Source organism: Pseudomonas putida, from assembly GCF_001636055.1.
Classification (GTDB): domain Bacteria; phylum Pseudomonadota; class Gammaproteobacteria; order Pseudomonadales; family Pseudomonadaceae; genus Aquipseudomonas; species Aquipseudomonas machongensis.
Map to the genome: position 1 here is coordinate 218,969 of NZ_CP011789.1, position 22,881 is coordinate 241,849.

The following is a 22,881-nucleotide window of genomic DNA, read 5'->3' on the forward strand; positions in this document are numbered from 1 at the left end:
GTCGCCAGGCAACCGGATCAGTATCCTAGCACCTCCTGGCCCGCCTACGCTAAACCCCGCGGGCCGTCGTACAGGTTATCCATCGTATGAATGCTCTAGCCCGCCGCGCCGCTGGCCTGTTGCTCGGCACGCTCTGCCTGCCGCTTGCGGCCCTGGCCGCCGATACGCAACCGACCCACGAATTCATCCTCGACAACGGCCTGAAGGTCGTAGTGCGCGAAGACCATCGCGCGCCAGTGGTGGTATCGCAGATCTGGTACAAGGTCGGCTCCAGCTACGAGACGCCAGGCCAGACCGGTCTGTCGCATGCGCTTGAGCACATGATGTTCAAGGGCAGCGCCAAGGTCGGTCCGGGCGAAGCCTCGCGCATCCTGCGCGACCTCGGCGCCGAGGAAAACGCCTTCACCAGCGATGACTACACCGCTTATTACCAGGTGCTGGCCCGCGACCGACTGCCGGTAGCCCTGGAGCTCGAGGCCGACCGCCTGGCCAGCCTGCGCCTGCCGGCCGACGAGTTCAGCCGTGAAATCGAAGTCATCAAGGAAGAGCGCCGCCTGCGCACCGACGACCAGCCCAACGCCAAGGCTTTCGAACTGTTCCGCGCCATGGCCTACCCGGCCAGCGGCTACCACACACCGACCATCGGCTGGATGGCCGACCTTGAGCGGATGAAGGTCGAGGAACTGCGCCACTGGTACGAATCCTGGTACGCACCGAACAACGCCACGCTGGTGGTGGTGGGCGATGTCACCGTCGATGAGGTCAAGGGCCTGGCGAACAAGTACTTCGCCGCCATCCCCAAACGCGCCATTCCTCCCGCCAAACTGCCACTGGAACTGGCCGAACCCGGCCAGCGCCAGCTCACTCTTCACGTACGTACCCAACTGCCCAGTCTGATCTACGGCTTCAACGTCCCAGGCCTGGCCACTGCCAAGGACCCACGCAGCGCCCAGGCCCTGCGCCTGATCTCGGCGCTGCTCGACGGCGGCTACAGTGCGCGCATGCCGGCACGCCTCGAGCGCGGCCAGGAGCTGGTGACCGGTGCCTCGAGTAGCTACAACGCCTTCACCCGGGGTGACAGCCTGTTCCTGATCTCCGCCACCCCCAACGTGCAGAAGCAGAAAACCCTCGCCGACGTCGAGAAGGGCGTCTGGCAGTTGCTGGACGAGCTCAAGAACACGCCACCCACTGCTGAAGAACTGGAGCGCGTGCGGGCCCAGGTCATCGCCGGCCTGGTCTACGACCGCGACTCGATCAGCAGCCAGGCCACCACCATCGGTCAGCTGGAAACCGTGGGCCTTTCATGGAAGCTGATCGACAGCGAGCTGGACGACCTCAAGCGCGTCACGCCACAGGACATTCAGGACGCCGCGCGCACCTATTTCACCCGCGAACGCCTGAGCGTTGCCCATGTTCTGCCCGTGGAGTCCGCTCATGAGTGATCGCAGCGCCCCCCGCTATACCCTGTTCGGCCTCGGCATCCTCGCTGCGATCGTGGCGCTGGCCCTGCTGCTGGCCCGCCCGGCGCAATCGGATAATGCCGCCGGTCAGCCCGACAGCAACGCCGCACGCCCGGCCAACACCCTGCAGTCGCTGGCCGAGCTCGATGGCAAATCCCCCAGTCGACGCCAGCTGAACATCCAGAACTGGACCACCGCCGAAGGCGCGCGGGTCCTGTTCGTCGAAGCCCGCGAGCTGCCGATGTTCGACCTGCGCGTGACCTTCGCCGCAGGCAGCAGCCAGGACGGCAACGTCTCCGGGCTGGCCACCCTGACCAACGCCATGCTCAACGAGGGTGTGGCCGGCAAGGACGTCACCGCGATCGCCCAAGGCTTCGAGGGGCTCGGTGCCGACTTTGGCAACGGCTCGTACCGCGACATGGCCATCGCCTCGTTACGCAGCCTGAGCGCCCCAGACAAACGCGACCCGGCGCTGAAACTGTTCGCCGACGTGGTCGGCAAGCCGACCTTCCCCGAAGACGCCCTCAAGCGTATCAAGAACCAACTACTGGCAGGCTTCGAGTACGAGAAGCAGAACCCTGGCAAGCTGGCCGGCAAGGCGCTGTTCGCCAACCTCTACGGCAGCCATCCCTACGCCCACCCCAGCGACGGCACCGCCGAAAGCATCCCGGGTATCAGCCAGGCACAACTGCGCGACTTTCACGCCAAGGCCTACGCTGCCGGTAATGCCGTGATCGCCCTGGTCGGCGACCTCAGCCGCAGTGAGGCCGAAGCCATCGCCGCGCAGCTCTCCGCCGCCCTGCCCAAGGGTCCGGCGCTGGCCAGCCCTGGCGAACCAGCAGAGCCCAAGCCGGGCGCGACTCATATCGATTTCCCGTCCAAGCAGACCCACCTGATGCTCGCCGAACTGGGCATCACTCGCCAGGACCCTGACTGGCCAGCACTGTCGCTGGGCAACCAGATCCTCGGCGGCGGCGCCTTCGGCACACGCCTGATGAGCGAAGTGCGGGAAAAACGCGGCCTCACCTACGGGGTTTACTCGGTATTCAGCCCGATGCAGGTGCGCGGCCCGTTCATGATCAACCTGCAGACGCGCGCCGAACTCAGCGAAGGCACGCTCAAGCTGGTTCAGGACATCCTCGCCGACTACCTGAAGAACGGCCCGACCCAGCAAGAGCTGGACGATGCCAAACGTGAGTTGGCCGGCAGCTTCCCGCTCTCCAATGCCAGCAACGCGAGCATCGTTGGCCAACTGGGCGCCATCGGCTTCTACAATCTGCCGCTGACCTGGCTCGAAGACTTCATGCAACAATCCCAGGCGCTGACCGTCGAGCAGGTCAAGGCGGCGATGAACAAGCACCTGGCGGTGGACAAGCTGGTGATCGTCACCGCAGGCCCGAGCGTGCCGCAAAAACCGCTGCCACCGCCCACAGACAAACCTTCCGAGCAACCGCTCGGCGTACCGGAGCACTGATGGCAAGACCCTCCAACCCCGCCCAGACCCAAAGCAAGGATGCTGGGCACCTGCGCATCATCGCCGGCGAGTGGCGCAGCCGTCGCCTGGCGGTGCCCGAGGGCGAAGGCCTGCGCCCGACACCCGATCGCGTGCGTGAGACCCTGTTCAACTGGCTGGCCCCCTACATCGAAGGCGCTCGCGTGTTGGACGCCTTCACCGGCAGCGGCGCGCTGGTGCTCGAAGCCCTTTCGCGCGGCGCCGACGATGCGGTGGCACTGGACAGCAACCCTGCAGCCATCGCCAACCTCAAGCACAATCTCGAATTGCTGCGCTGCCCCCGTGGGCAGATCCTGCAGACCGACGCCCTGCGCTATCTCGGCGGCCCGGCCAAGCAGCAGTTCGATGTGGTGTTCCTCGACCCGCCTTTCCACAAGGACCTGCTGGCAGACGCCTGCAACCTGCTGGAGGAACACCAGTGGCTGCGAGAACAGGCCTGGATCTATACCGAAAGCGAAGCCTCGCCCTCCAGCTTGCCGATGCCCGGCAACTGGCGCTTGCACCGGGAAAAGAAAACGGGTCAGGTGAACTACGCCCTGTGGCAACGTGGCTGAAACCATGAGCGCCAAGATTTAAATAGCACCTCTCAACAAGCCCTCTGATTGAAGCTGCTCCGCTCTCAAACCCGCCGGAGCAGCTCGACGATGCCAGCATCCACTGTCAAACCCACCAACCTGATCGCCCCACCAAGCACGCCGTTACAGCACGTGCGCCTGGAAAATGGCCTGAAGGTCTACCTCCAGCGTGATCAACGTAGCCCGCTTGTTTGTGCACAGCTTCATTATCACGTGGGCTCCAGCCACGAACCGCCAGGCCATAGCAATCTGTCCCATGTGCTCGAGCACATGGTGTTCGAGGGCAGCGGCAAACTCGCAGCCGGCCAGTACCTGCGGATAATCAATTGGCTGGGCGGCACCGGCGGCGCCTCTACATTCGACGATGCAACGGTCTACAGGATGACCCTGCCCGCCTCGCGCCTGGAGGTAGGCCTGGAGATCATGGCCGACGCCATGATCAATGCTCGCCTTGGTGGCGAAGCCTTTGAAAAGGCCAGGACCGCAGTACGCGATGAGCGTCGTCTGAAAATCGACAATCAGCCGGTACAACAGGCCCTCGAAAGCCATAGACAGCTTGCTCACCAAACCAGCCCCTACGCCACTCCCAACTACGGCGACCCGCAAGACCTCGAAGACATGAACCTGATCACGATTCGCACGTGGTACAGGAATTATTACGCCCCCAACAACGCCACCCTGGTAGTCGTTGGCGACATCGAGCTGTCTCGCCTCGAAGAATGGGTGCAACGTCACTTCGCAGGTTGTGAGGCCATCCCCCTGCAACCGACCCAGACGCCTCGCCATCCTGAGCAATTGGCGTACCGCCAACAGGCACTGACACTGCCTAACCTGCGCGACGGCCTGCTGATGTCCTTCAATGTGCCGAGCCTGGCAACGGCAGAGTCGCCCCGCAGCGTGCACGCCTTGAGAATCGTCGCGGAATTGCTGGGCAGAGGCGCGTCGTCTCTCCTGCATGACAAACTGGTGCGCAAGCAACAGGTCCTGATAGGCATCGGCCCGTCCTATGACTACCAGGTGCGCGGCGATACTCTGCTGTCATTCTCCGGCTATGTCGCACTCGGCAATACACCGGCCAGCGCCGAAAAGGCAGTTATGGACATCATCGAAAGCGTCCAGTTGACCTCTTTCACCGCACAGCAGATCGAAGATGCCAAGTTGCACCTGCTGGCGCAGCACGCAGAGGCCCTGGCCAACCTCACCGGCCAGGCAGATGCGCTCAGTTGGAGAGTGATCGGCGGCCTGGACCCAACGCAGCTGCATGATGAATTTCAGACACTGGCATCGCTCACCGAGCAGGACATCCAGCTCGCGATCAAAACCTACCTCACCCGTGAACGCCTTGCCGTCACTCATATGTGCGCGCCCGAGGCAACGGTAATAGAGACTCCCGTACTGGCTTGCGGCGACCTGGCCGCTGGTAGCTCTGCGCTAGACCTGTCCGGCCTGACCTCGGCGCAAGGCCTTACAGAGGCCACCCTGGACACCCCGAAACAGGAGATACAGCAGTGGCATACCGAGCTGGGCAGCAAGGTGTGTTTCGCTCCGGTACGCGGTGCTCCTGCAGTCGACCTGCAACTACGCTTCAAGGCGGGTGCCTACCATGACGACGACACGCCCGGTTTGGCCGCAATGACGCTGTACATGCTCGACCAGAGTTGTGACCAGCTGGACGCCGCGCAGCTAGCCAGCCAACTCAAATCGCTTGGCGCCACACTCAAACGCAACGTGACACACGACGACGCCATCTTGCGTCTGCGCAGTCCATTCACCAACGGCCTGTACAAGGAAGCCGTGGCGCTGCTGGTTGCAGTGAGTGCGCGGCCGAACTTCGAGCCCACGGCGCTGGAAGGCATACGCAACCGCGTCATCAACTATCTGCGCCGTCGCGAAGCCAAACCTGAGCACCGGCTCGATGTGGAAAGGCTTCGTAACGTGTATGACAGCCACCCTTACACGCGGGACAGTCATGGCACTGCGAGCAGTGTCATGACGATCAGCCGACAGCAGATAGTGGACTTTCACCAACGAGCCTACTGCGCCGGAAACCTGGAAATCACCTTGGCCGGGGACCTGTCTCGAGAGGATGCCGAAACATTGGTCAACGACCTTTGCCAGGCCCTGCCGGTTACCCAGCTTGCGCTTCCCGCACTGGAAAAAGCCCGGCCATCCAACCAGGCCAGGACTTTGCACATCGAACAGCCAAGCAATAATCCAGACACCGACAACGTAAAGGTCAGCCTGGCGTTTGCGGTAGAAATTCACCCCGGCGATACACAGTTTCGTGCGCTGATCATGGCCAACCAGATTCTGGGCGCCAGCTTCGAGTCGCGCCTGGTATCCGAACTGCGCGAACGGCGATCCCTCACCTACGCCATTCGCAGTTACTTCGACGGCTACCGTGGCGCCCTGGTGCTGCTCGTCGAATGGGATATCAAGCCCCACTATCTGCAAGCATCCATCGATCTCGTCAAACTCGTGCTGCGCTGCTTCATCGAGCAAGGCCCAAGCGAGTTCGAGATGAAGTTGGCACGCAGCCAACTGTGCGGTGACCTCTTGCGCACCCTCGCCGACGACCAGAAGCTTGCAGACCTGCTGGCACAGATCAATGCATCCGGATTGCCGGCGGATCATTTCCAGCGTTACCAGGAACAACTCGCGCAAACCACGGCAACACAAATCCAGACGGTCGCTCGGCAGGTCTTCGACAGCAATCGTTGTGTCGTGACCTGCGTCGGACCCAAGGTGGCTCAGCAGCCCCTGCCTGCACTGCCAATAGCCGACTGATAACACGACCACAGGTGCGGTGTTTCGTGGCACTCTAGGCAGGCACACCAAGAGCCGCCGAGCATGTCCAGTCTCACCGCAACCTTCAGCCCAGCCACCGGCCTGTCAAACCCTCACCTGCAGACACTGTGGGGCCCGCTCTGGCGCAGGCTTCCAAGCCTTGAGCGCAGCCGCGAGCGTCTGTGGCTGGCCGACGGCGACTTCCTAGACATGGACTGGCATGGTCCGCATCAGGCTGACACGCCGCTGGTGCTGGTATTGCACGGACTGACCGGCTCCTCCGACTCCCCGTACGTAAAAGGTCTGCAGCAAGCGCTGCAGGCGTTTGGCTGGGCCAGCGTTGCACTGAACTGGCGGGGCTGCTCCGGCGAGCCGAACCTGCTTGCTCGCAGCTACCACTCCGGCGCCAGCGAAGATCTTGCCGAAACCATCCGCCATCTGCGCGCGCTACGACCGCTGGCGCCGCTGTATGCCGTGGGCTACTCGTTGGGCGGCAACGTGCTGTTGAAGTACCTGGGCGAAAGCGGTTCGGCCAGCCAGCTTGAAGCAGCGGTGGCGGTGTCGGTGCCGTTTCGTCTGGATCAGTGCGCCGATCGCATCGCCATGGGCTTCAGCAAGGTCTACCAGGCGCACTTCATGCGCGAGATGCTGGCTTACGTGCAGGACAAGCAGCGGCACTTCCAGGCCCGGGGCCACAGCGAAGGGCTGGCCGCGCTGGAGCGCCTCGGGCCGCTACGCAACCTGAGGACCTTCTGGGATTTCGATGGCCGAGTGACCGCACCGCTCAACGGCTTCAGCGATGCCCACGACTACTACCGCCACGCCTCGAGCCGCTATTACCTGGGGGAAAACCGCACACCGACACTGATCATCCACGCGCAGGACGATCCGTTCGTGTTCGACCACAGCCTGCCAGCACCGCAGGAGCTGGCGCCGCAGACGCACTTCGAGTTGCACCGCCGCGGCGGACATGTGGGCTTTGTAGAGGGCAGCCTGCGCAATCCGGGTTACTACCTTGAGCGCCGGATTCCGCAGTGGCTGCTGGAGGGCCGCTAGCGCTTCGCTGCCTCAATCGCCAGTGGCGACACCGTGCCTGGAATCGTTGATCCACTCGCTCCAGGACCCGGCATACAGGCGCCCCAACGGGTATCCCGCCAGCGCCAGCGCAAACAGGTTGTGACAGGCAGTCACACCGGATCCGCAATAGGCGACCAACTGCTCCGGCGCACGCCCTGCCAGCTTCTCGGCGAAGCGCTGCTTCAGCTGCTCGGCTGGCAGAAAGCGCCCATCCGCACCCAGGTTGTCAGTGAACGCTGCACACTGCGCACCAGGAATATGCCCAGCGACAGGATCAATCGGCTCGACTTCGCCGCGAAAACGCGGCAAGGCGCGGGCATCGATCAACGTCAGGTCGGCGCTGCCCAGACGCTTGTTCAGGTGCTCGGCATCGATCAGCAGCTTCGCATCGGCCTCGCCCGTGAAGTTGCCCTCGCGCTGCACCGGCGGATCCAGGCTCAGCGGCAGATGCGCCGCGTGCCAAGCCTTGAGGCCGCCGTCGAGGATGAACACCGCGTTGCGCTTGCCCAGCCAGGCCAGCAACCACCAGGCGCGGGCAGCGAAGGCACCGGGACCGTCGTCGTACAGCACCACCTGGCTGTCATTGTCCAGGCCCCACTCGCGCAGGCGCTCGACCAGACGGCGCGGCTCAGGCAATGGATGACGCCCAGTCTGCCCCTTGACCACAGGCCCGCTCAGGTCGCGCTCCAGGTCCGCGAAATGCGCACCGGCGATATGCCCCCCGGCATAGCTGCGCTGGCCGTAATCCACGTCTTCCAGGGCAAAGCGACAGTCGAGGATCACCAGCCCCGGCGAGTCCAGACGCTCGGCCAGCTGCTGCGGGGTGATCAGTTGCGCAAGGGGCATGACAATCTCCTATCGATGGCACGAAAGGCCCGGATCAGTGTTCCAGGGCCTGATTGAACGGAACATGAAATTCATCGCATAGCGCATCCACGGCAGCGCGGGAGCCAGCGGTGACGAACCCCAGCTCCAGCACCAATACCTGATAGACGCCACGCTTGAAGGCTTCTTCACCCATATGCGCAGAGTGCTCGCGGGTGGTGCTGAGAAAACGCACCCAGGAGGTGAGCACGATCCAGGCATTGATGGTCAGCGACTCGATCTGGGTCGGCAGCATGTCCAGGATGCCCGCTTCGACGAAGCCACGATAGATCGCCTGGCCCTGCTGCAGGCACCGCTGGGAGAAACGCCGATAACGTGCGGCCAGCTCCGGATCACTCTCCAGCAGATGCTCGAGATCGCGGTGCAGGAAGCGGTAGTTCCACATCGCTGCAAGCAGTGCCTTGAGGTAGAAGCGCTTGTCCTCGACCGTGGCTGCTCGGCCTTGGGGCGGGCGCAGGAAGCTGTCCACCAGCTCTTCGTACTGGCTGAACAGCAACGCGATGATCGCCTGCTTGTTGGGGAAGTGGTAGTACAGGTTTCCGGGAGAGATTTCCATGAACGCGGCAATGTGATTGGTGCTGACGCTGCGCTCGCCTTGCTGGTTGAACAGTTCGAGGCTGCTTTGCACGATGCGCTCACGGGTCTTCATGCGCGGGGCCATGCGGGTATCCAGGTCTGCGGGCTTCGGATGACGAGCCATCTTACGGTTTATTCCACGGGCGGTGCACCCCGCCAACGTTCACAGAGCAAGGCCGATTAGAGTATAAGCTCGACAACTCGCCCCTCTGCGCGGAGCTGCCATGCGTTCGTCCACAGCCAAGCCTCTTGAGCCATCCGACCTTGTTCTCGAGCGGTTGTTCACCGCGCAACGTCAGGCCTTCGCAGCCAATCCCATGCCACCCGCCGCGCAGCGCATCCAGTGGCTGAAGCGCCTGCGTGAAGCCCTGGTTGCACAGCAACAGGCGCTGATCGAGGCCATCGATGCGGACTTCGGCGGGCGCAGCGCCGATGAAACCCTGCTGGCCGAGCTGCTGCCGTCAGTGCAGGGCCTGCGCCATGCCGAGCGCCATGTGCGGCACTGGATGAAACCTGCCCGGCGCCGCGTTGGCCTGGCCTTCCAGCCGGCCAGCGCGCGCGTGCTGGCGCAACCTCTGGGGGTGGTGGGCATCATCGTGCCGTGGAACTACCCGCTGTTTCTGGCTATCGGCCCGTTGACCGGTGCCCTGGCGGCGGGTAACCGAGTCATGCTCAAGCTCAGCGAAGCCACGCCGCGCGCCGGCGAAGCCCTCAAGCGGTTACTCGAGCAGGTATTCCCCGCCGATCTCGTCTGCGTTGTGCTGGGCGAGGTCGAAGTCGGCCAGGCCTTTGCCCGCCTGCCCTTCGACCACTTGCTGTTCACCGGCGCCACCAGCATCGGCCGCCAGGTCATGCTGGCCGCTGCACACAACCTCACGCCGGTCACGCTCGAGCTGGGCGGAAAGTCGCCAGCCATCGTCTCCCACGACGTGCCACTGGCCACTGCCGCCGAGCGCATCGCCTTCGGCAAGACCCTCAATGCCGGGCAGACCTGCGTGGCTCCCGATTACGTGCTGGTCCCGCGTCAGCGTCTGGACGACTTCGCCCAGGCCTATCGACGGGCGGTGCAGCGCCTCTTCCCACGCATCGCAGACAACGCCGACTACAGCGCGATCATCAATTCGCGCCAGTTGCAGCGCCTCGAACGCCTGCTCGCCGACGCCCGTGACAAAGGCGCCCAAGTGCTCGACCTGTACCCCGACGAGCCGCGCCAGGGCCGCAGGCTGCCACCCCATCTACTGCTCGATGTAAACGACAACATGCAGGTGATGCAGGACGAGATCTTCGGCCCATTGCTGCCGCTGGTCGCCTATGACGAGCTGGATGACGCGCTGGCCTACATCAATCAGCGCCCACGCCCGCTGGCGCTGTACTACTTCGGTTACGACCGTAGCCAACAGGCGCGTGTGCTGCAGCACACCCACTCCGGCGGCGTATGCCTGAACGACACCCTGCTGCACGTTGCCCAGGACGACTTGCCCTTCGGCGGCATCGGCCCCTCTGGCATGGGCCACTACCATGGTCGCGAAGGTTTCCAGACCTTCAGCAAGGCCAAGGCGGTACTGGCCAAACAGCGCATCAACGCCGCCCGGCTGATCTACCCGCCTTACGGAAAAGCCCTGCAGCGCCTGGTATACAAGCTGTTCATCCGCTGAGCGCAGAGCGTGCATGACAGCCAATAGCCGCACTGTCTATAGTGCCATCTTCCGGTCGCATGACTTGGCCGGGCAGCAGTCGCTGCGCTACCATCCGACTCCCCAACGCACTCCAGCCAGGATGACGCGATGAACCGAGTGTTGTACCCGGGTACTTTCGACCCGATTACCAAAGGCCATGGTGACCTGGTCGAGCGCGCCTCGCGGTTGTTCGACCACGTGATCATCGCCGTGGCGGCCAGCCCCAAGAAGAACCCCCTGTTCCCGCTGGAACAACGGGTCGAGCTGGCCCGCGAGGTCACCAAGCACCTGCCCAATGTCGAAGTCATCGGCTTCTCCTCTCTGCTGGCACACTTCGCCAAGGAGCAGGGCGCCAATGTGTTCCTGCGGGGGCTGCGCGCGGTGTCCGACTTCGAGTACGAGTTCCAGCTGGCGAACATGAACCGTCAACTGGCGCCGGACGTCGAGAGCCTGTTCCTCACGCCGTCGGAGCGCTACTCGTTCATTTCCTCGACGCTGGTCCGCGAGATTGCGGCGCTGGGCGGGGATATCACCAAGTTCGTCCACCCGGCGGTGGCCGAGGCGCTGACCGTACGCTTCAAGAAGTGATCGCAGCGGCCTGAGTTCGGCTTTGTACGCCACGTCGCCAAGCGGCACTTGCGCGACAAAGCCTCGCGCCCGCGTGCACTGCGGGCGTTAATGCGGCACAATTGTGCCCATTGCTTTGATACATGCCCGGGCGCCGAGCCCCGGCCGGAGTCCCAATGTCCCTGATCATCACCGACGATTGCATCAACTGCGACGTCTGCGAACCCGAGTGCCCGAACGCCGCCATCTCGCAAGGCGAAGAGATCTACGTGATCGACCCGAACCTCTGCACCCAGTGCGTGGGCCATTATGACGAACCCCAGTGCCAGCAGGTTTGCCCGGTCGACTGCATCCCGCTGGATGAAGCCCATCCGGAAACCGAAGACGAGCTGATGGCCAAATACCGCCGGATCACCGGCAAGGCCTGATGCCGTTCGTCGCCGCGATTCGCCGCGCATGGCTCGGCGCCGCACTGGCGCTGCTGGCTACCGCCGCCCTGGCGGACGGGCCCGGGCGCACTGCCATTGCCAGCCCCCATGCCGAGGCCACGGCAGCGGCGCGACAAGTTCTGGAACAGGGCGGCAACGCCTTCGATGCCGCCATCGCCATCAGCGCCACGCTGGCGGTGGTCGAGCCCTATGGTTCGGGGTTGGGCGGCGGCGGCTTCTTCCTGCTGCGCGAACAGTCCGATACTGCGCACTACCGCTTCCTGGATGCCCGCGAGCGCGCGCCAGGTGCCGCCACCCCGGACATGTACCTGGAAGACGGCAAGGTCCGGCAGGGGCTTTCGATCAACGGTGCGCTGGCGGCCGCCATCCCGGGTCTGCCCCAGGCCCTGGCAGACCTCGCTGCAACCCACGGCAAATTGCCGCTCAGGGACAGCCTCGCGCCAGCCATCCGTCTCGCCAACCAAGGCTTTGCCGTCGACCGCATCTACCGCGATCGCGCGACCATGCGCCTGAACGCGCTGCGTGACGACCCGGAAAGCGCCCGGCTGTTCCTGCGCGAGAACCAGGTCCCTGCACTGGGTACCCTGATCCGCCAGCCGGAACTGGCCGCAACGCTGCAGGCGATGGCGGATCAGGGGCGGGACGGCTTCTACCGCGGGGCGGTTGGCCGCAAGCTCGTCGAGGGTGTGCGCCGCGCTGGCGGTGTCTGGACCCTCGACGATCTCGCAGGCTACCGCACGGCCTGGCGCCAGCCACTGCGCTATCCGCTGGCAGGCCAGCGCGAACTGATCAGCAGCCCACCGCCGTCTGCCGGCGGCGTGGCCTTGGCCCAGAGCCTGGCGATGCTCCAGCGCCTGCCGTGGCAGGGCGCAGAGCCCGTGCAACGCACTCACTACGTGGTAGAAGTCCTACGCCGCGCCTACCGCGATCGCGGCTTGCTCGGCGACCCGGACTACGTCACCAACCCCATCAACCGCCTCCTGGCGCGCCAGTACCTGAGCGGGCTCGCCGACAGCATCGACGTGCACGATGCCACGCCCAGCAGCGCCCTGCCCCCCGCACCCACGTGGCGCGAGGGCGACCACACCACCCACTTCAGCGTGATCGACGCTGCGGGCAATGCCGTATCGGCCACACTGTCGGTCAACCTGCCCTTTGGCGCAGCCTTTACCGTACCCGGCAGCGGCGTGGTGCTGAACAACGAGATGGACGATTTCGCCGCCGACCCCACTGGCAGCAACAGCTACGGCCTGGCCGGCAGCCAGGCCAATGCGGTGGCCGCGGGCAAGCGCCCGCTGTCGAGCATGAGCCCAAGCTTCATCGAGAGCCCGTCACAGTTCGCCAGCTTCGGCACGCCCGGCGGTAGCCGGATCCCGAGCATGGTGCTGCTGTCGATGCTCGGCTTTCTCGAAGGGCGACCAGTGAGCGAATGGCCAGCGATCCCGCGCTATCACCATCAGTACCTGCCAGATGTGATCGAGCACGAGCCCAACACCTTCGACGATGAGCAGAAAGCCGCGCTGCGTGCACGCGGGTACGCGCTCAAGGACGTGCAGCGCAGCTATGGGAACCAGCAGGTGTTGTACTGGGACAAACGGGCCGGGACGCTCGAGGCAGCCAGCGACCCGCGTGGTGTCGGTGAGGCCGCAGTGCTGGAGTGACCATCAAAGCTGGCGGCAAATGGGTGTTCGCAGAACGACTATCAGCGCTGACAGCGCGGGCAGAACACGCTTGCGCGCTGCCCCAGCTTCACGTCCCGCAGCTCCGTCCCGCACACCTTGCAAGCCTCGCCACCCCGTCCATAGACGAACAACTCCTGCTGGAAGTACCCCGGCTGCCCATCGCCGCCGATAAAGTCGCGCAACGTGGTGCCACCACGTTCGATGGCCGCCGCCAGCACGCGCTTGATCTCGATCGCCAGCTTCAGATAACGCGCCCGGCTGATCCCGCCCGCTTCACGGCGTGGATCGATACCCGCAGCAAACAGCGCCTCGGTAGCGTAGATGTTGCCCACCCCCACCACCACGGCGTTGTCCATGATGAACGGCTTGACCGCCATCGACCGCCCGCGTGACAGCTGGAACAACCGCTCGCCGTCGAACAGGTCGGTCAACGGCTCAGGCCCAAGGCGCACCAGCAGTTCGTGACCGAGCGGATCCTGGCTCCAGAGCATGGCGCCGAATCGACGCGGGTCGGTGTAGCGCAGCATCAACCCCGACTCCAGCTCGATGTCCACATGCTCATGCTTGGCCGCCGGCAGCCCGAGCTCGACCAGCCGCAGGTTGCCAGACATCCCCAGGTGGCTGATCAAGGTGCCCACCTCGGCGTTGATCAGCAGGTACTTGGCCCGCCGCTCGACGCTGACGATGCGCTGCCCCGACAGGCGCACATCCAGATCCTCGGGGATCGGCCAGCGCAGGCGCCGGTCACGCACCACCACGCGGCTGACGCGCTGGCCTTCCAGGTACGGCGCGATCCCGCGCCGTGTGGTCTCGACTTCTGGCAACTCAGGCATGGATCAGTGGCCACTCATTTCACGGATGTTCTGCTTGAGGCTCTCGAAGTCGTACTCCGACAGCCCGATGTAGTCCAGCACCAGCGGCCCGACGACGTTCCACTCGTGGTCGACGCTCTGGTTGCCCAGCACGCGGTACGAGGCACAGATGTGTTCGGCCATTTTCAGCACCGCCAGCAGATTCTTGAGCTGGGTCTGGGTGTTGCGCGAAGACTCGTCGCGGAACACCGCCAGGGCGTTGTGGTGGTTGGCGATGGCTGCACTGATGTGCTCCGGCAGGCGCCACGACTTGGCGGTGAAGTAGCCGACCACCGAATGGTTGGTGTTGAAGGCACGATTCTCGGTATCGACCACCCGTACCTCTTCGCCGGCCTTGGCGTAGGCGTCTTCCAGCACCTCCATGTACGTGGGGAAGCGCTTGAGCATCAGCGGCACGCCGCAGTCATGGAACAGGCCGAGGGTGTAGGCCTCGTCCGCCGCCTGGATGCCAGTGCGCTTGGCCAGGGTCAGGCAGGTCATCGCGACGTCCTGGGCGGTGTCCCAGAAGCGATTGAGGGTAACGATGGTCTCGTCGCTCATCTCGCCCTTGATCGACTGGGCGTTGATCAGGTTGATGATCGAGCGGCTGCCCAACAGGTTCACGGCGCGCTGGATCGAGCCGATCTTGTTGGCCAACCCGAAATGCGGGGAGTTCACCAGCTTGAGCAGCGCACCGGCCAGGCCAGGATCCTGCGCTATCAGCTTGGCGATCGTCTCCAGGTCCGGGTCGGGCATGTATTGCTCGAACTGCAGGTCCACCATGATCTGCGGCTGCGGCGGGATGGTGATGCCTTGCAAGGCTTGCTGGATCTGTTCGGCGGAAAGTTCCTGGGACATGGGTACACACTCGGAAATGACGAGAGATTCTAACCCTGTACTCCTGCAGGGCACCAACCACTGGATCGTTCCCTGGACGGTTAACTTTAGCCGCGAGGGGGCCGACACTTCATCCACCCCACCAGCGAACCCCGGGCCAACGCGGTATACTCCCGCTCTTTTTTCCGGAGCGACGTCATGTCCCTGCCCAGCCTTCGCCTCAAAGCCAATGCCGACCGCCGCCTGCGCGCCGGCCACCTGTGGGTCTACAGCAACGAGGTCGACGTTGCCGCCACTCCGCTGCAAGGCCTTAAGGCGGGTCAACAGGCGATCCTCGAGGCCGCCAACGGCAAGCCACTGGGCGTGGTGGCGGTGAGCCCGAACAATTTGATCTGCGCGCGCTTGCTGTCGCGCGACGCCAAGCTGCCGCTGGACAAATCGCTGCTGGTGCACCGCCTGAACGTCGCCCTGTCGCTGCGCGAACGCCTGTTCGACAAGTCCTGCTACCGCCTGGTCTACGGCGACTCCGACCTGCTGCCGGGCCTGGTGGTCGACCGCTTCTTCGACATTCTCGTGGTGCAACTGGCCTCGGCCACCATGGAAGCGCACAAGGATGATGTGATCGCAGCCCTGGTGCAGGTACTCAAGCCCAGCGGCATCCTGTTCAAGAATGACTCCGCCGCGCGCGACGCCGAAGGCCTGGAGCGCTATGTCGAGGCCGTCTACGGCGAAGTACCCGACTGGGTCGCGCTGGAAGAGAACGGCGTGAAGTTCGAAGCCCCGGTGCGTGAAGGCCAGAAGACCGGCTGGTTCTACGACCACCGCATGAACCGTGCGCGCCTGGCGCCCTACGTCAAGGGCAAGCGGGTGCTCGACCTGTTCAGCTACATCGGTGGCTGGGGTGTGCAGGCCGGGGCCTTCGGCGCCAGCGAAGTGTTCTGCGTCGATGCCTCGGGCTTCGCTCTGGATGGCGTCGAGCGCAATGCCGCGCTCAACGGCATCGCCGAGAAGCTGACCTGCATCGAGGGCGACGTGTTCGAGGCGCTGCGCGAGCTCAAGGCCGCCGAAGAGCGCTTCGACGTGATCATTGCCGACCCACCCGCCTTCATCAAGCGCAAGAAAGACCTGAAGAACGGCGAGGCTGCCTACCGTCGTCTCAATGAGCAGGCCATGCGCATGCTCAACAAGGACGGCATCCTGGTCAGCGCTTCGTGCTCGATGCACCTGCCCGAAGATGACCTGAACAACATCCTGCTGACCAGCGCCCGTCACCTGGACCGCAACCTGCAACTGCTCGAGCGCGGCGGCCAGGGGCCGGATCACCCGGTGCACCCGGCGATCGCCGAGACCCGCTATATCAAGAGCATCACCTGCCGGTTGCTGCCCAACAGCTGACCCACCCAACCGGGGCTGGTCTACAGCCCCAAGTCATACGGCTTGCGATGATTGCTGACACTTGTTCCGGCAATCAGCAAGCCCCCGGGAAGTCGGCAATGCTGCTGCCCTCGTAGCGTCTCCTCAGATATCCAGCACCATCGACGCGATGCCAAAGTAGATCAACACCCCCACGGCATCGGCAATCGAGGTCACCAGCGGCCCGCTGGCCGTCGCCGGGTCAAGCTTCAGGCGACTGAGCATGAATGGCAGGCTCATGCCGATGAGGCTGCCGATCAGCACGATCACCAACATGCTGCTGGCCACGATCAGTGCGATTTCCGGGCCGCCGCGCAATACCCCCAACGAAGCGACAGCCACTGCCATGGTCCCGCCCAGGGCAAGCGCAACACCGCATTCGCGCGTGAGCATGCGCAACCAGTCACGCAGCACCACGTCGCCCGTGGCCAGGCCGCGCACCATCAGGGTTGCCGACTGGGCGCCGGCATTGCCGCCGCTGTCTACCAGCAACGGCAGGAAGAACACCAGGGCGATATGGGCGGCAATGGTGTCCTCGAACGCGGCGATTCCCGCACCTGAAAACAGGTTGCCGAATACCAGCAGCACCAGCCACAGCACGCGTTTGCGGTACATCAGGCTGACGGTTGCATCCTTGAGATTGCCGATGTGATTGGTGATCGATGCGCCCTTGTGAAAGTCTTCGGTAGCCTCCTCCACCATCACATCCAGCGCTTCGTCGCAGGTGACGATCCCCACCAGTCGCCCCAGCTCGTCGAGCACCGGTACCGCCAGCAGGTCGTGGTCGCCAATCAGCCGAGCAACCTCTTCCTGACGGGTCGCCGTGGTCACGCAGATCACCTGGCGCACCATGATGGCCTCGATCGGCTGGTCGGGCGGCGCCAGGATCAGTTCACGCAGCGACAGCGTGCCAAGCAGGTTGCGCTGGGCATCGAGGACGTAGGATTGATAGATGGTTTCGGCGTCGGCGGCTTCGCGCCGCAGCATGTCGATGGCCTGGCGCGCGCTCAGGCCACTGTCCAGGCTGGAGTACTCGCTGATCATCAGCGCGCCGGCGCTGCCGTCTTCGTACAGTGCGTGCTGCAGGAGTCGATCGCGTCGGGCCTGGGCCGCCTGGCGCAGGTCGAGGGATTCGGCGAGGGTGTCGGTCGGTTGTTGCATGGTAGGTTCTCCAGGCGCCGAAGCAGGCACCCGCAGACCTCAGCCACGCGGGCTCAAGTCTCCGGATGCCCTGGCGACGGTGCGCTCAGTGCCAGATTGCAGGTTCGCGATGAACTGAAACTGGGAAGGTCCATTGAGGGGCTTGGCTCGTGAAGCCGCACATGCGGCGCGGGGATGATAGGTGCAGCGAGATCCGGAAAATACCGCCAGGACGGCATTTGGGAGATGTCCTACATCACCCTGCCCAAATGACGAAAAGCACCGTCCAGACACATCGTCATTCCCTCGTCGCGCCAGCGGTGTAGAATCGGCCTATTCATCGCCAGACATCCCCAGGCGGGTTTATGAGCTCTGGCCAAGCACGCGGCGATCCCGCGCTGTCTTCGGCCCCATCCGTGCCAGCGGCAACCGGCCTTCGGCGCAAAGGACAAGAGAAGCTCACTCCCTTTTCCAGAGACCTGATCAAGCCGCCAGGAGTGCTTCATGCCTGATTATCGTTCCAAGACTTCCACCCAGGGCCGCAACATGGCGGGTGCCCGCGCACTGTGGCGCGCCACCGGGATGAAGGACGAAGACTTCAAGAAACCGATCATTGCCATCGCCAACTCGTTCACCCAGTTCGTTCCGGGCCACGTGCACCTGAAAGACCTGGGCCAGCTGGTCGCCCGCGAGATCGAGCGCGCCGGTGGCGTGGCCAAGGAATTCAACACCATCGCCGTCGACGACGGCATCGCCATGGGCCACGACGGCATGCTGTACTCGCTGCCGAGCCGCGAGATCATCGCCGACGCCGTCGAGTACATGGTCAACGCCCACTGCGCCGACGCCATCGTCTGCATCTCCAACTGCGACAAGATCACCCCCGGCATGCTGATGGCTGCCCTGCGCCTGAACATTCCAGTGATCTTCGTCTCCGGCGGCCCGATGGAAGCCGGCAAGACCAAGCTGGCCAGCCACGGCCTGGACCTGGTCGACGCCATGGTCATCGCCGCCGACTCGACCGCCAGTGACGAAAAGGTCGCCGAGTACGAGCGCAGCGCCTGCCCGACCTGCGGTTCGTGCTCCGGCATGTTCACCGCCAACTCGATGAACTGCCTGACCGAAGCCCTGGGGCTCGCCCTGCCGGGCAACGGCTCCACCCTGGCCACCCACGCCGACCGCGAGCAGCTGTTCCTTACCGCCGGACGCACCATCGTCGAGCTGTGCAAGCGCTACTACGGCGAGAACGACGAGTCGGTACTGCCGCGCAACATCGCCAACTTCAAGGCGTTCGAGAACGCCATGATGCTCGACATCGCCATGGGCGGTTCGACCAACACCATCCTGCACCTGCTGGCTGCCGCCCAGGAAGCGGAGGTCGACTTCGACCTGCGCGACATCGATCGCCTGTCGCGCAAGGTGCCGCAGCTGTGCAAGGTGGCGCCGAACATCCAGAAGTACCACATGGAGGACGTCCACCGCGCCGGCGGTATCTTCAGCATCCTCGGCTCGCTGGCCCGTGGCGGCCTGTTGCACACCGACCTGCCGACCGTGCACAGCCGCAGCATGGAAGAAGCCATCGCCAAGTGGGACATCACCCAGACCGATGACGAAGCCGTGCACACCTTCTTCAAGGCAGGCCCGGCCGGTATCCCGACCCAGACCGCGTTCAGCCAGTCGACCCGTTGGGAAACCCTCGACGACGACCGCGAGAACGGCTGCATCCGCAGCTTCGAACACGCTTACTCGCAAGAAGGCGGCCTGGCCGTGCTGTACGGCAACATCGCCCTGGACGGTTGCGTGGTCAAGACCGCAGGCGTCGACGAGTCGATCCACGTGTTCGAAGGCACCGCGAAGATTTTCGAAAGCCAGGACAGCGCCGTGCGCGGCATCCTCGCCGACGAAGTGAAGGCCGGCGACATCGTGATCATCCGCTACGAAGGCCCGAAAGGCGGCCCTGGCATGCAAGAAATGCTCTATCCGACCTCGTACCTGAAGTCCAAGGGCCTGGGCAAGGCCTGCGCCCTGCTCACCGACGGCCGCTTCTCCGGCGGCACTTCGGGCCTGTCGATCGGCCACGCTTCGCCGGAAGCGGCCTCGGGCGGTGCCATCGGCCTGGTCAAGGACGGTGACAAAGTGCTGATCGACATTCCGAACCGCTCGATCAACCTGCTGGTCAGCGACGAAGAGTTGGCTGCACGCCGTGTCGAGCAGGACAAGAAGGGCTGGAAACCTGCCGAAGTGCGCCCACGCAAGGTGACCACTGCACTGAAGGCCTACGCCCTGCTGGCGACCAGCGCCGACAAGGGTGCTGTGCGGAACAAGGCGATGCTCGACGGGCTGTAAGGCTTTTAGGGCATGAATGAAAAACCGGCGCCTTGAGCGCCGGTTTTTTTATGCCTGTGGAAAAGTATTGGCCTCTTCGCGGGCAAGCCCGCTCCCACAGATACAGCGCAGCCTTGAAGACTATGAGACCCCTGTGGGAGCGGGTTTACCCGCGAAGAGGCCGGCATAGCCGCTACAACGCTTACTGAATCTGCTCCGGCGTCACGATCACCCAGTTCTTGTCCGCCGTCACCGGCAGCCCTTCCTTCGCTTGCGCCGCCGCATGCTTGGCGATCATTCCGTTCAGCTGTTCCATGTACTTGGCCTTGCGATTTATCCACAGGTGGATACCGCCCTTGCCCACGTCGACCCCATGGAACTGCATGTAGCCGTCGCTGGTTGGCGTATCGCCGCCTACCAGCACTGGCCGCTTCCACTCATCGATGTAAGTCAGGATGGCCGCCTGCTTGCCGGCCATCCAGGTGGCGGGGGTCCACAGGTAGGGCGTCAACTCCAGGCCCTCGTTGGCGTTGGCATCATAGTGGCCTTCGCTGATCTGCTTGCGCGCCGTGGTCAGCTTGCCGCTGGCGCGGTCCTTGAGCAGCAGGCTGACGCCGATCACGTTCTGCGGCTTGACGTTGTAGCCGTACTTGGGATCGGACGCGACCATGCGCACCAGCTCCTCGGACGCGGCCGAGATCACATAGACCTCGATGCCGTTCTCCATCAGCTTGTTGTACAGCTCGGCCTGGCCGGTGAAGACCTTCGGCGGCTGCACCTCGATGGTCTTGACCTGATTGCCTTCGAAGTAGGTGCTGGGGACAGGCTTGTTCAAGGCCATCAGCTCATCGACCTGAACCTTCAGCTCCTTGAGCGTGAAGCCCGAGAACACCTGTGCCACCCAGGGGTAGCAGACCATGTCATCGATTTCGCACAGGCGATAGTAGTAGCTGAACAGGCTCTCCTTGTGCTCGGCGGTATCCTTGAACGGGATCAGCTTCAAAGAAGGGTCGAGCTTGTCACGAGTCAGCAGGCCTTTGTTCTCCATGAACGGCAGCAGCGCTTCCTCGAGGTCGTAGCGATAGCTGGTGTTGTCCATGTCGAAGACCGCGTAGTTACCCTTGTGGGCATTGGCAGCGATCATCGTGTCGAGCTGTTTGGCGGCCTCGGCGGGCCAGTGCTTGAGTTCGGTTGCCGCCCAGGTGGTGGCGCTGAGCAGCAGGGCGAGACCGCCCGCGAGAAGTTTCGGAGCAGACATCATGTGCGTTCTCCAGAGACATGGCCGCTGAAGCCTAGACCGCCTGCATGACAGGCAGACGTCTGGCACCGACCTCGAGAGAGCCCGAAACGGCATGTTCATTGCCAACTGCGACAGCGCGTTATTCCATTAGCGACTATCTAAATTACCTTTAGATATAAATTCGTTTCTTTTCAGACTGTTAGCATTTCCGTTCGCAATCGCTCACAGAGGCGATCCCTATTTTTGCTTCACGGAGCTTCAATGAACCTGCCGCTTTCCCTCAACCTGCTGGCGTTCCTGGCCCTGCTGCTGGGCCTGGCGCAAACCCGCCGTACCGACTGGAGCCTGGCGAAAAAAGTGCTGCTTGGCCTGGTGCTGGGCGTTCTGTTCGGGCTGGTGTTGCACAGCCTGTACGGCGCTGGCCATCCGGTGCTCAAGGCAACCATCGCCTGGCTCGACCTGGTCGGCAACGGCTATGTCGGCTTGCTGCAGATGATCGTCATGCCGCTGATCTTCGCCTCGATCCTCAGCGCTGTGGCACGCCTGCACAATGCCTCGGCCCTTGGCCGGATCAGCGTGCTGAGCATCGGTACCCTGCTGCTGACCACAGCCATCGCCGCACTGATCGGCATCGCCCTGACCAACCTGTTCGGCCTCAGTGCCGAGGGCCTGGTCGCCGGCGTCCAGGAAACAGCTCGCCTGCAAGCCATCAACAGCGACTACGCAGGCAAGGTCGCCGACCTCAACATCCCGCAACTGCTGCTGTCGTTCATCCCTAGCAACCCGGTGGGCGACCTGGCCCGGGCCAAGCCGACCTCGATCATCAGCGTGGTGATCTTCGCCGTGTTCCTGGGCCTTGCCGCCTTGCAATTGATCAGGGACGACAAGGACAAGGGCGAGCGCGCCCTGTCGGCCATCGACGTGCTGCAGGCCTGGGTCATGCGCCTGGTGCGCCTGGTGATGAAGCTCACGCCTTATGGCGTCCTGGCGCTGATGACCAAGGTGGTGGCCAGCTCGAACCTCGATGACATCCTCAAGCTGGGCAGCTTCGTCGTGGTGTCGTACATCGGCCTGGGGCTGATGTTCGTGGTACACGGGGTGATCCTGGCGATCACTGGCGTCAGCCCGCTGCGCTTCTTCCGCAAAGTCTGGCCGGTGCTGACCTTTGCCTTCACCAGCCGCTCCAGCGCCGCCAGCATCCCGCTGAACATCGAGGCGCAGACTCGCCGCCTGGGCGTACCGCAGTCGATCGCCAGCTTCAGTGCATCGTTCGGCGCAACCATCGGCCAGAACGGCTGCGCCGGCCTGTATCCGGCAATGCTGGCGGTCATGGTGGCGCCGGCCGTGGGCATCGACACCTTCGATCCGCTGTGGATCGCAACCCTGGTGGCCATCGTCACCCTTAGCTCGGCGGGGGTTGCCGGGGTCGGTGGCGGCGCGACCTTCGCCGCGCTGATCGTGCTGCCGGCCATGGGCCTGCCGGTCGAGCTGGTGGCGCTGCTGATCTCGGTCGAGCCGCTGATCGACATGGGCCGTACTGCATTGAACGTGAACGGCTCGATGACTGCCGGCGTGGTGACCAGCCAACTGCTCAAGCAGACCGACCAGCAAGTGCTGGCCGGAGACGAGCATGCCGAGCTGAGTCACTCCTGAGCAACACTTGCCCTGTGGGAGCGGACGAAGCCGCTTCCACAGAAAAAGCTCTAGGGTCTGTCTGAAATGTGTCTGCGCGAAGGCCAGACAAGGCGAAACGGGGCTCGGAAGCGCAGTGTACTGGAGTACATGAGCATTCCGAGCCTCGTTTCAACGCAGTATGGGCGAGTGCAGA

18 protein-coding genes are annotated in these 22,881 nt (G+C 63.8%); 12 read left to right on the forward strand and 6 right to left on the reverse strand.

Annotated elements, in window-relative coordinates; translation table 11 throughout:
• The first annotated feature begins 86 nt into the window (after nucleotides 1-86).
• The 5 genes from AB688_RS00960 to AB688_RS00980 all read left to right on the forward strand — a co-directional run bounded on the left by AB688_RS00960 (nucleotide 87) and on the right by AB688_RS00980 (nucleotide 7,391).
• Nucleotides 87-1,442, forward strand: coding sequence for a M16 family metallopeptidase (locus tag AB688_RS00960; protein WP_063541633.1), 1,356 nt, complete (start codon nucleotides 87-89; stop codon nucleotides 1,440-1,442).
• Nucleotides 1,435-2,934 carry a M16 family metallopeptidase gene (locus AB688_RS00965; RefSeq protein ID WP_063541635.1) on the forward strand — a complete coding sequence of 500 codons (1,500 nt, stop codon included), beginning with the start codon at nucleotides 1,435-1,437 and terminating at the stop codon, nucleotides 2,932-2,934. The genes AB688_RS00960 and AB688_RS00965 overlap by 8 nt, the downstream gene beginning before the upstream one ends.
• Nucleotides 2,934-3,527, forward strand: coding sequence for a 16S rRNA (guanine(966)-N(2))-methyltransferase RsmD (rsmD, locus tag AB688_RS00970; protein ID WP_063541637.1), 594 nt, complete (start codon nucleotides 2,934-2,936; stop codon nucleotides 3,525-3,527). Before AB688_RS00965 ends, rsmD begins: the two co-directional genes overlap by 1 nt.
• A 48-nt stretch (nucleotides 3,528-3,575) precedes the next feature.
• A complete protein-coding gene (locus AB688_RS00975) occupies nucleotides 3,576-6,335 on the forward strand; it encodes a M16 family metallopeptidase (RefSeq protein ID WP_155738177.1) in 2,760 nt (919 codons plus the stop codon).
• Between the two features lie 63 nt (nucleotides 6,336-6,398).
• The gene (locus AB688_RS00980) at nucleotides 6,399-7,391 is read left to right on the forward strand and encodes a hydrolase (protein WP_063541641.1); all 993 of its coding nucleotides are present in this window, start codon (nucleotides 6,399-6,401) and stop codon (nucleotides 7,389-7,391) included.
• A gap of 12 nt (nucleotides 7,392-7,403) precedes the next feature.
• On the opposite strand, the gene AB688_RS00985 is transcribed toward AB688_RS00980, so the two are convergent.
• A complete protein-coding gene (locus AB688_RS00985) occupies nucleotides 7,404-8,258 on the reverse strand; it encodes a sulfurtransferase (RefSeq protein ID WP_063541643.1) in 855 nt (284 codons plus the stop codon).
• Nucleotides 8,259-8,292: 34 nt separating this feature from the next.
• Nucleotides 8,293-8,958, reverse strand: coding sequence for a TetR/AcrR family transcriptional regulator (locus tag AB688_RS00990; RefSeq protein WP_054891154.1), 666 nt, complete (start codon nucleotides 8,956-8,958; stop codon nucleotides 8,293-8,295).
• Nucleotides 8,959-9,097: 139 nt separating this feature from the next.
• Here AB688_RS00990 and AB688_RS00995 point away from each other — a divergent pair, with 139 nt between their 5' ends.
• The 4 genes from AB688_RS00995 to ggt all read left to right on the forward strand — a co-directional run bounded on the left by AB688_RS00995 (nucleotide 9,098) and on the right by ggt (nucleotide 13,226).
• Nucleotides 9,098-10,528 (forward strand): coniferyl aldehyde dehydrogenase, encoded by a 1,431-nt coding sequence (locus AB688_RS00995; protein ID WP_063541645.1) that lies wholly within the window; start codon nucleotides 9,098-9,100, stop codon nucleotides 10,526-10,528.
• A 129-nt stretch (nucleotides 10,529-10,657) separates the two neighbouring features.
• Nucleotides 10,658-11,137, forward strand: coding sequence for a pantetheine-phosphate adenylyltransferase (gene coaD / locus AB688_RS01000; RefSeq protein WP_063541647.1), 480 nt, complete (start codon nucleotides 10,658-10,660; stop codon nucleotides 11,135-11,137).
• A 155-nt stretch (nucleotides 11,138-11,292) separates the two neighbouring features.
• A complete protein-coding gene (locus AB688_RS01005; RefSeq protein ID WP_011531711.1) occupies nucleotides 11,293-11,544 on the forward strand; it encodes a YfhL family 4Fe-4S dicluster ferredoxin in 252 nt (83 codons plus the stop codon).
• A complete protein-coding gene (gene ggt, locus AB688_RS01010) occupies nucleotides 11,544-13,226 on the forward strand; it encodes a gamma-glutamyltransferase (protein ID WP_063541649.1) in 1,683 nt (560 codons plus the stop codon). The genes AB688_RS01005 and ggt overlap by 1 nt, the downstream gene beginning before the upstream one ends.
• A 41-nt stretch (nucleotides 13,227-13,267) precedes the next feature.
• Here ggt and mutM read toward each other — a convergent pair whose 3' ends face one another.
• Both mutM and AB688_RS01020 read right to left on the reverse strand, forming a co-directional pair.
• Nucleotides 13,268-14,080: a bifunctional DNA-formamidopyrimidine glycosylase/DNA-(apurinic or apyrimidinic site) lyase gene (gene mutM / locus AB688_RS01015; RefSeq protein WP_063541651.1), complete on the reverse strand. Its 813-nt coding sequence runs from the start codon at nucleotides 14,078-14,080 to the stop codon at nucleotides 13,268-13,270.
• A 3-nt stretch (nucleotides 14,081-14,083) separates the two neighbouring features.
• Nucleotides 14,084-14,902, reverse strand: a complete 819-nt coding sequence (locus AB688_RS01020) for an HDOD domain-containing protein (RefSeq protein ID WP_196759887.1) — start codon at nucleotides 14,900-14,902, stop codon at nucleotides 14,084-14,086.
• Nucleotides 14,903-15,133: 231 nt separating this feature from the next.
• On the opposite strand from AB688_RS01020, the gene AB688_RS01025 reads away from it, so the two are divergent.
• Nucleotides 15,134-16,330, forward strand: a complete 1,197-nt coding sequence (locus AB688_RS01025) for a class I SAM-dependent rRNA methyltransferase (protein ID WP_063541655.1) — start codon at nucleotides 15,134-15,136, stop codon at nucleotides 16,328-16,330.
• 123 nt (nucleotides 16,331-16,453) lie between these two features.
• Here the strand turns inward: AB688_RS01025 and mgtE are convergent, their stop codons facing one another.
• On the reverse strand, nucleotides 16,454-17,509 hold the full coding sequence (gene mgtE, locus AB688_RS01030) for a magnesium transporter (protein WP_063541657.1): 1,056 nt from the start codon (nucleotides 17,507-17,509) through the stop codon (nucleotides 16,454-16,456).
• Nucleotides 17,510-17,992: 483 nt separating this feature from the next.
• Between mgtE and ilvD the strand changes: the two genes are divergently transcribed.
• The gene (gene ilvD, locus AB688_RS01035) at nucleotides 17,993-19,834 is read left to right on the forward strand and encodes a dihydroxy-acid dehydratase (RefSeq protein WP_054891146.1); all 1,842 of its coding nucleotides are present in this window, start codon (nucleotides 17,993-17,995) and stop codon (nucleotides 19,832-19,834) included.
• 181 nt (nucleotides 19,835-20,015) lie between these two features.
• On the opposite strand, the gene AB688_RS01040 is transcribed toward ilvD, so the two are convergent.
• Nucleotides 20,016-21,071: a haloacid dehalogenase-like hydrolase gene (locus AB688_RS01040; RefSeq protein WP_196759888.1), complete on the reverse strand. Its 1,056-nt coding sequence runs from the start codon at nucleotides 21,069-21,071 to the stop codon at nucleotides 20,016-20,018.
• Between the two features lie 243 nt (nucleotides 21,072-21,314).
• On the opposite strand from AB688_RS01040, the gene AB688_RS01045 reads away from it, so the two are divergent.
• Entirely contained in the window at nucleotides 21,315-22,706 is a 1,392-nt protein-coding gene (locus AB688_RS01045; protein ID WP_063541661.1) for an L-cystine transporter, read from the forward strand.
• Nucleotides 22,707-22,881 lie beyond the last annotated feature (175 nt).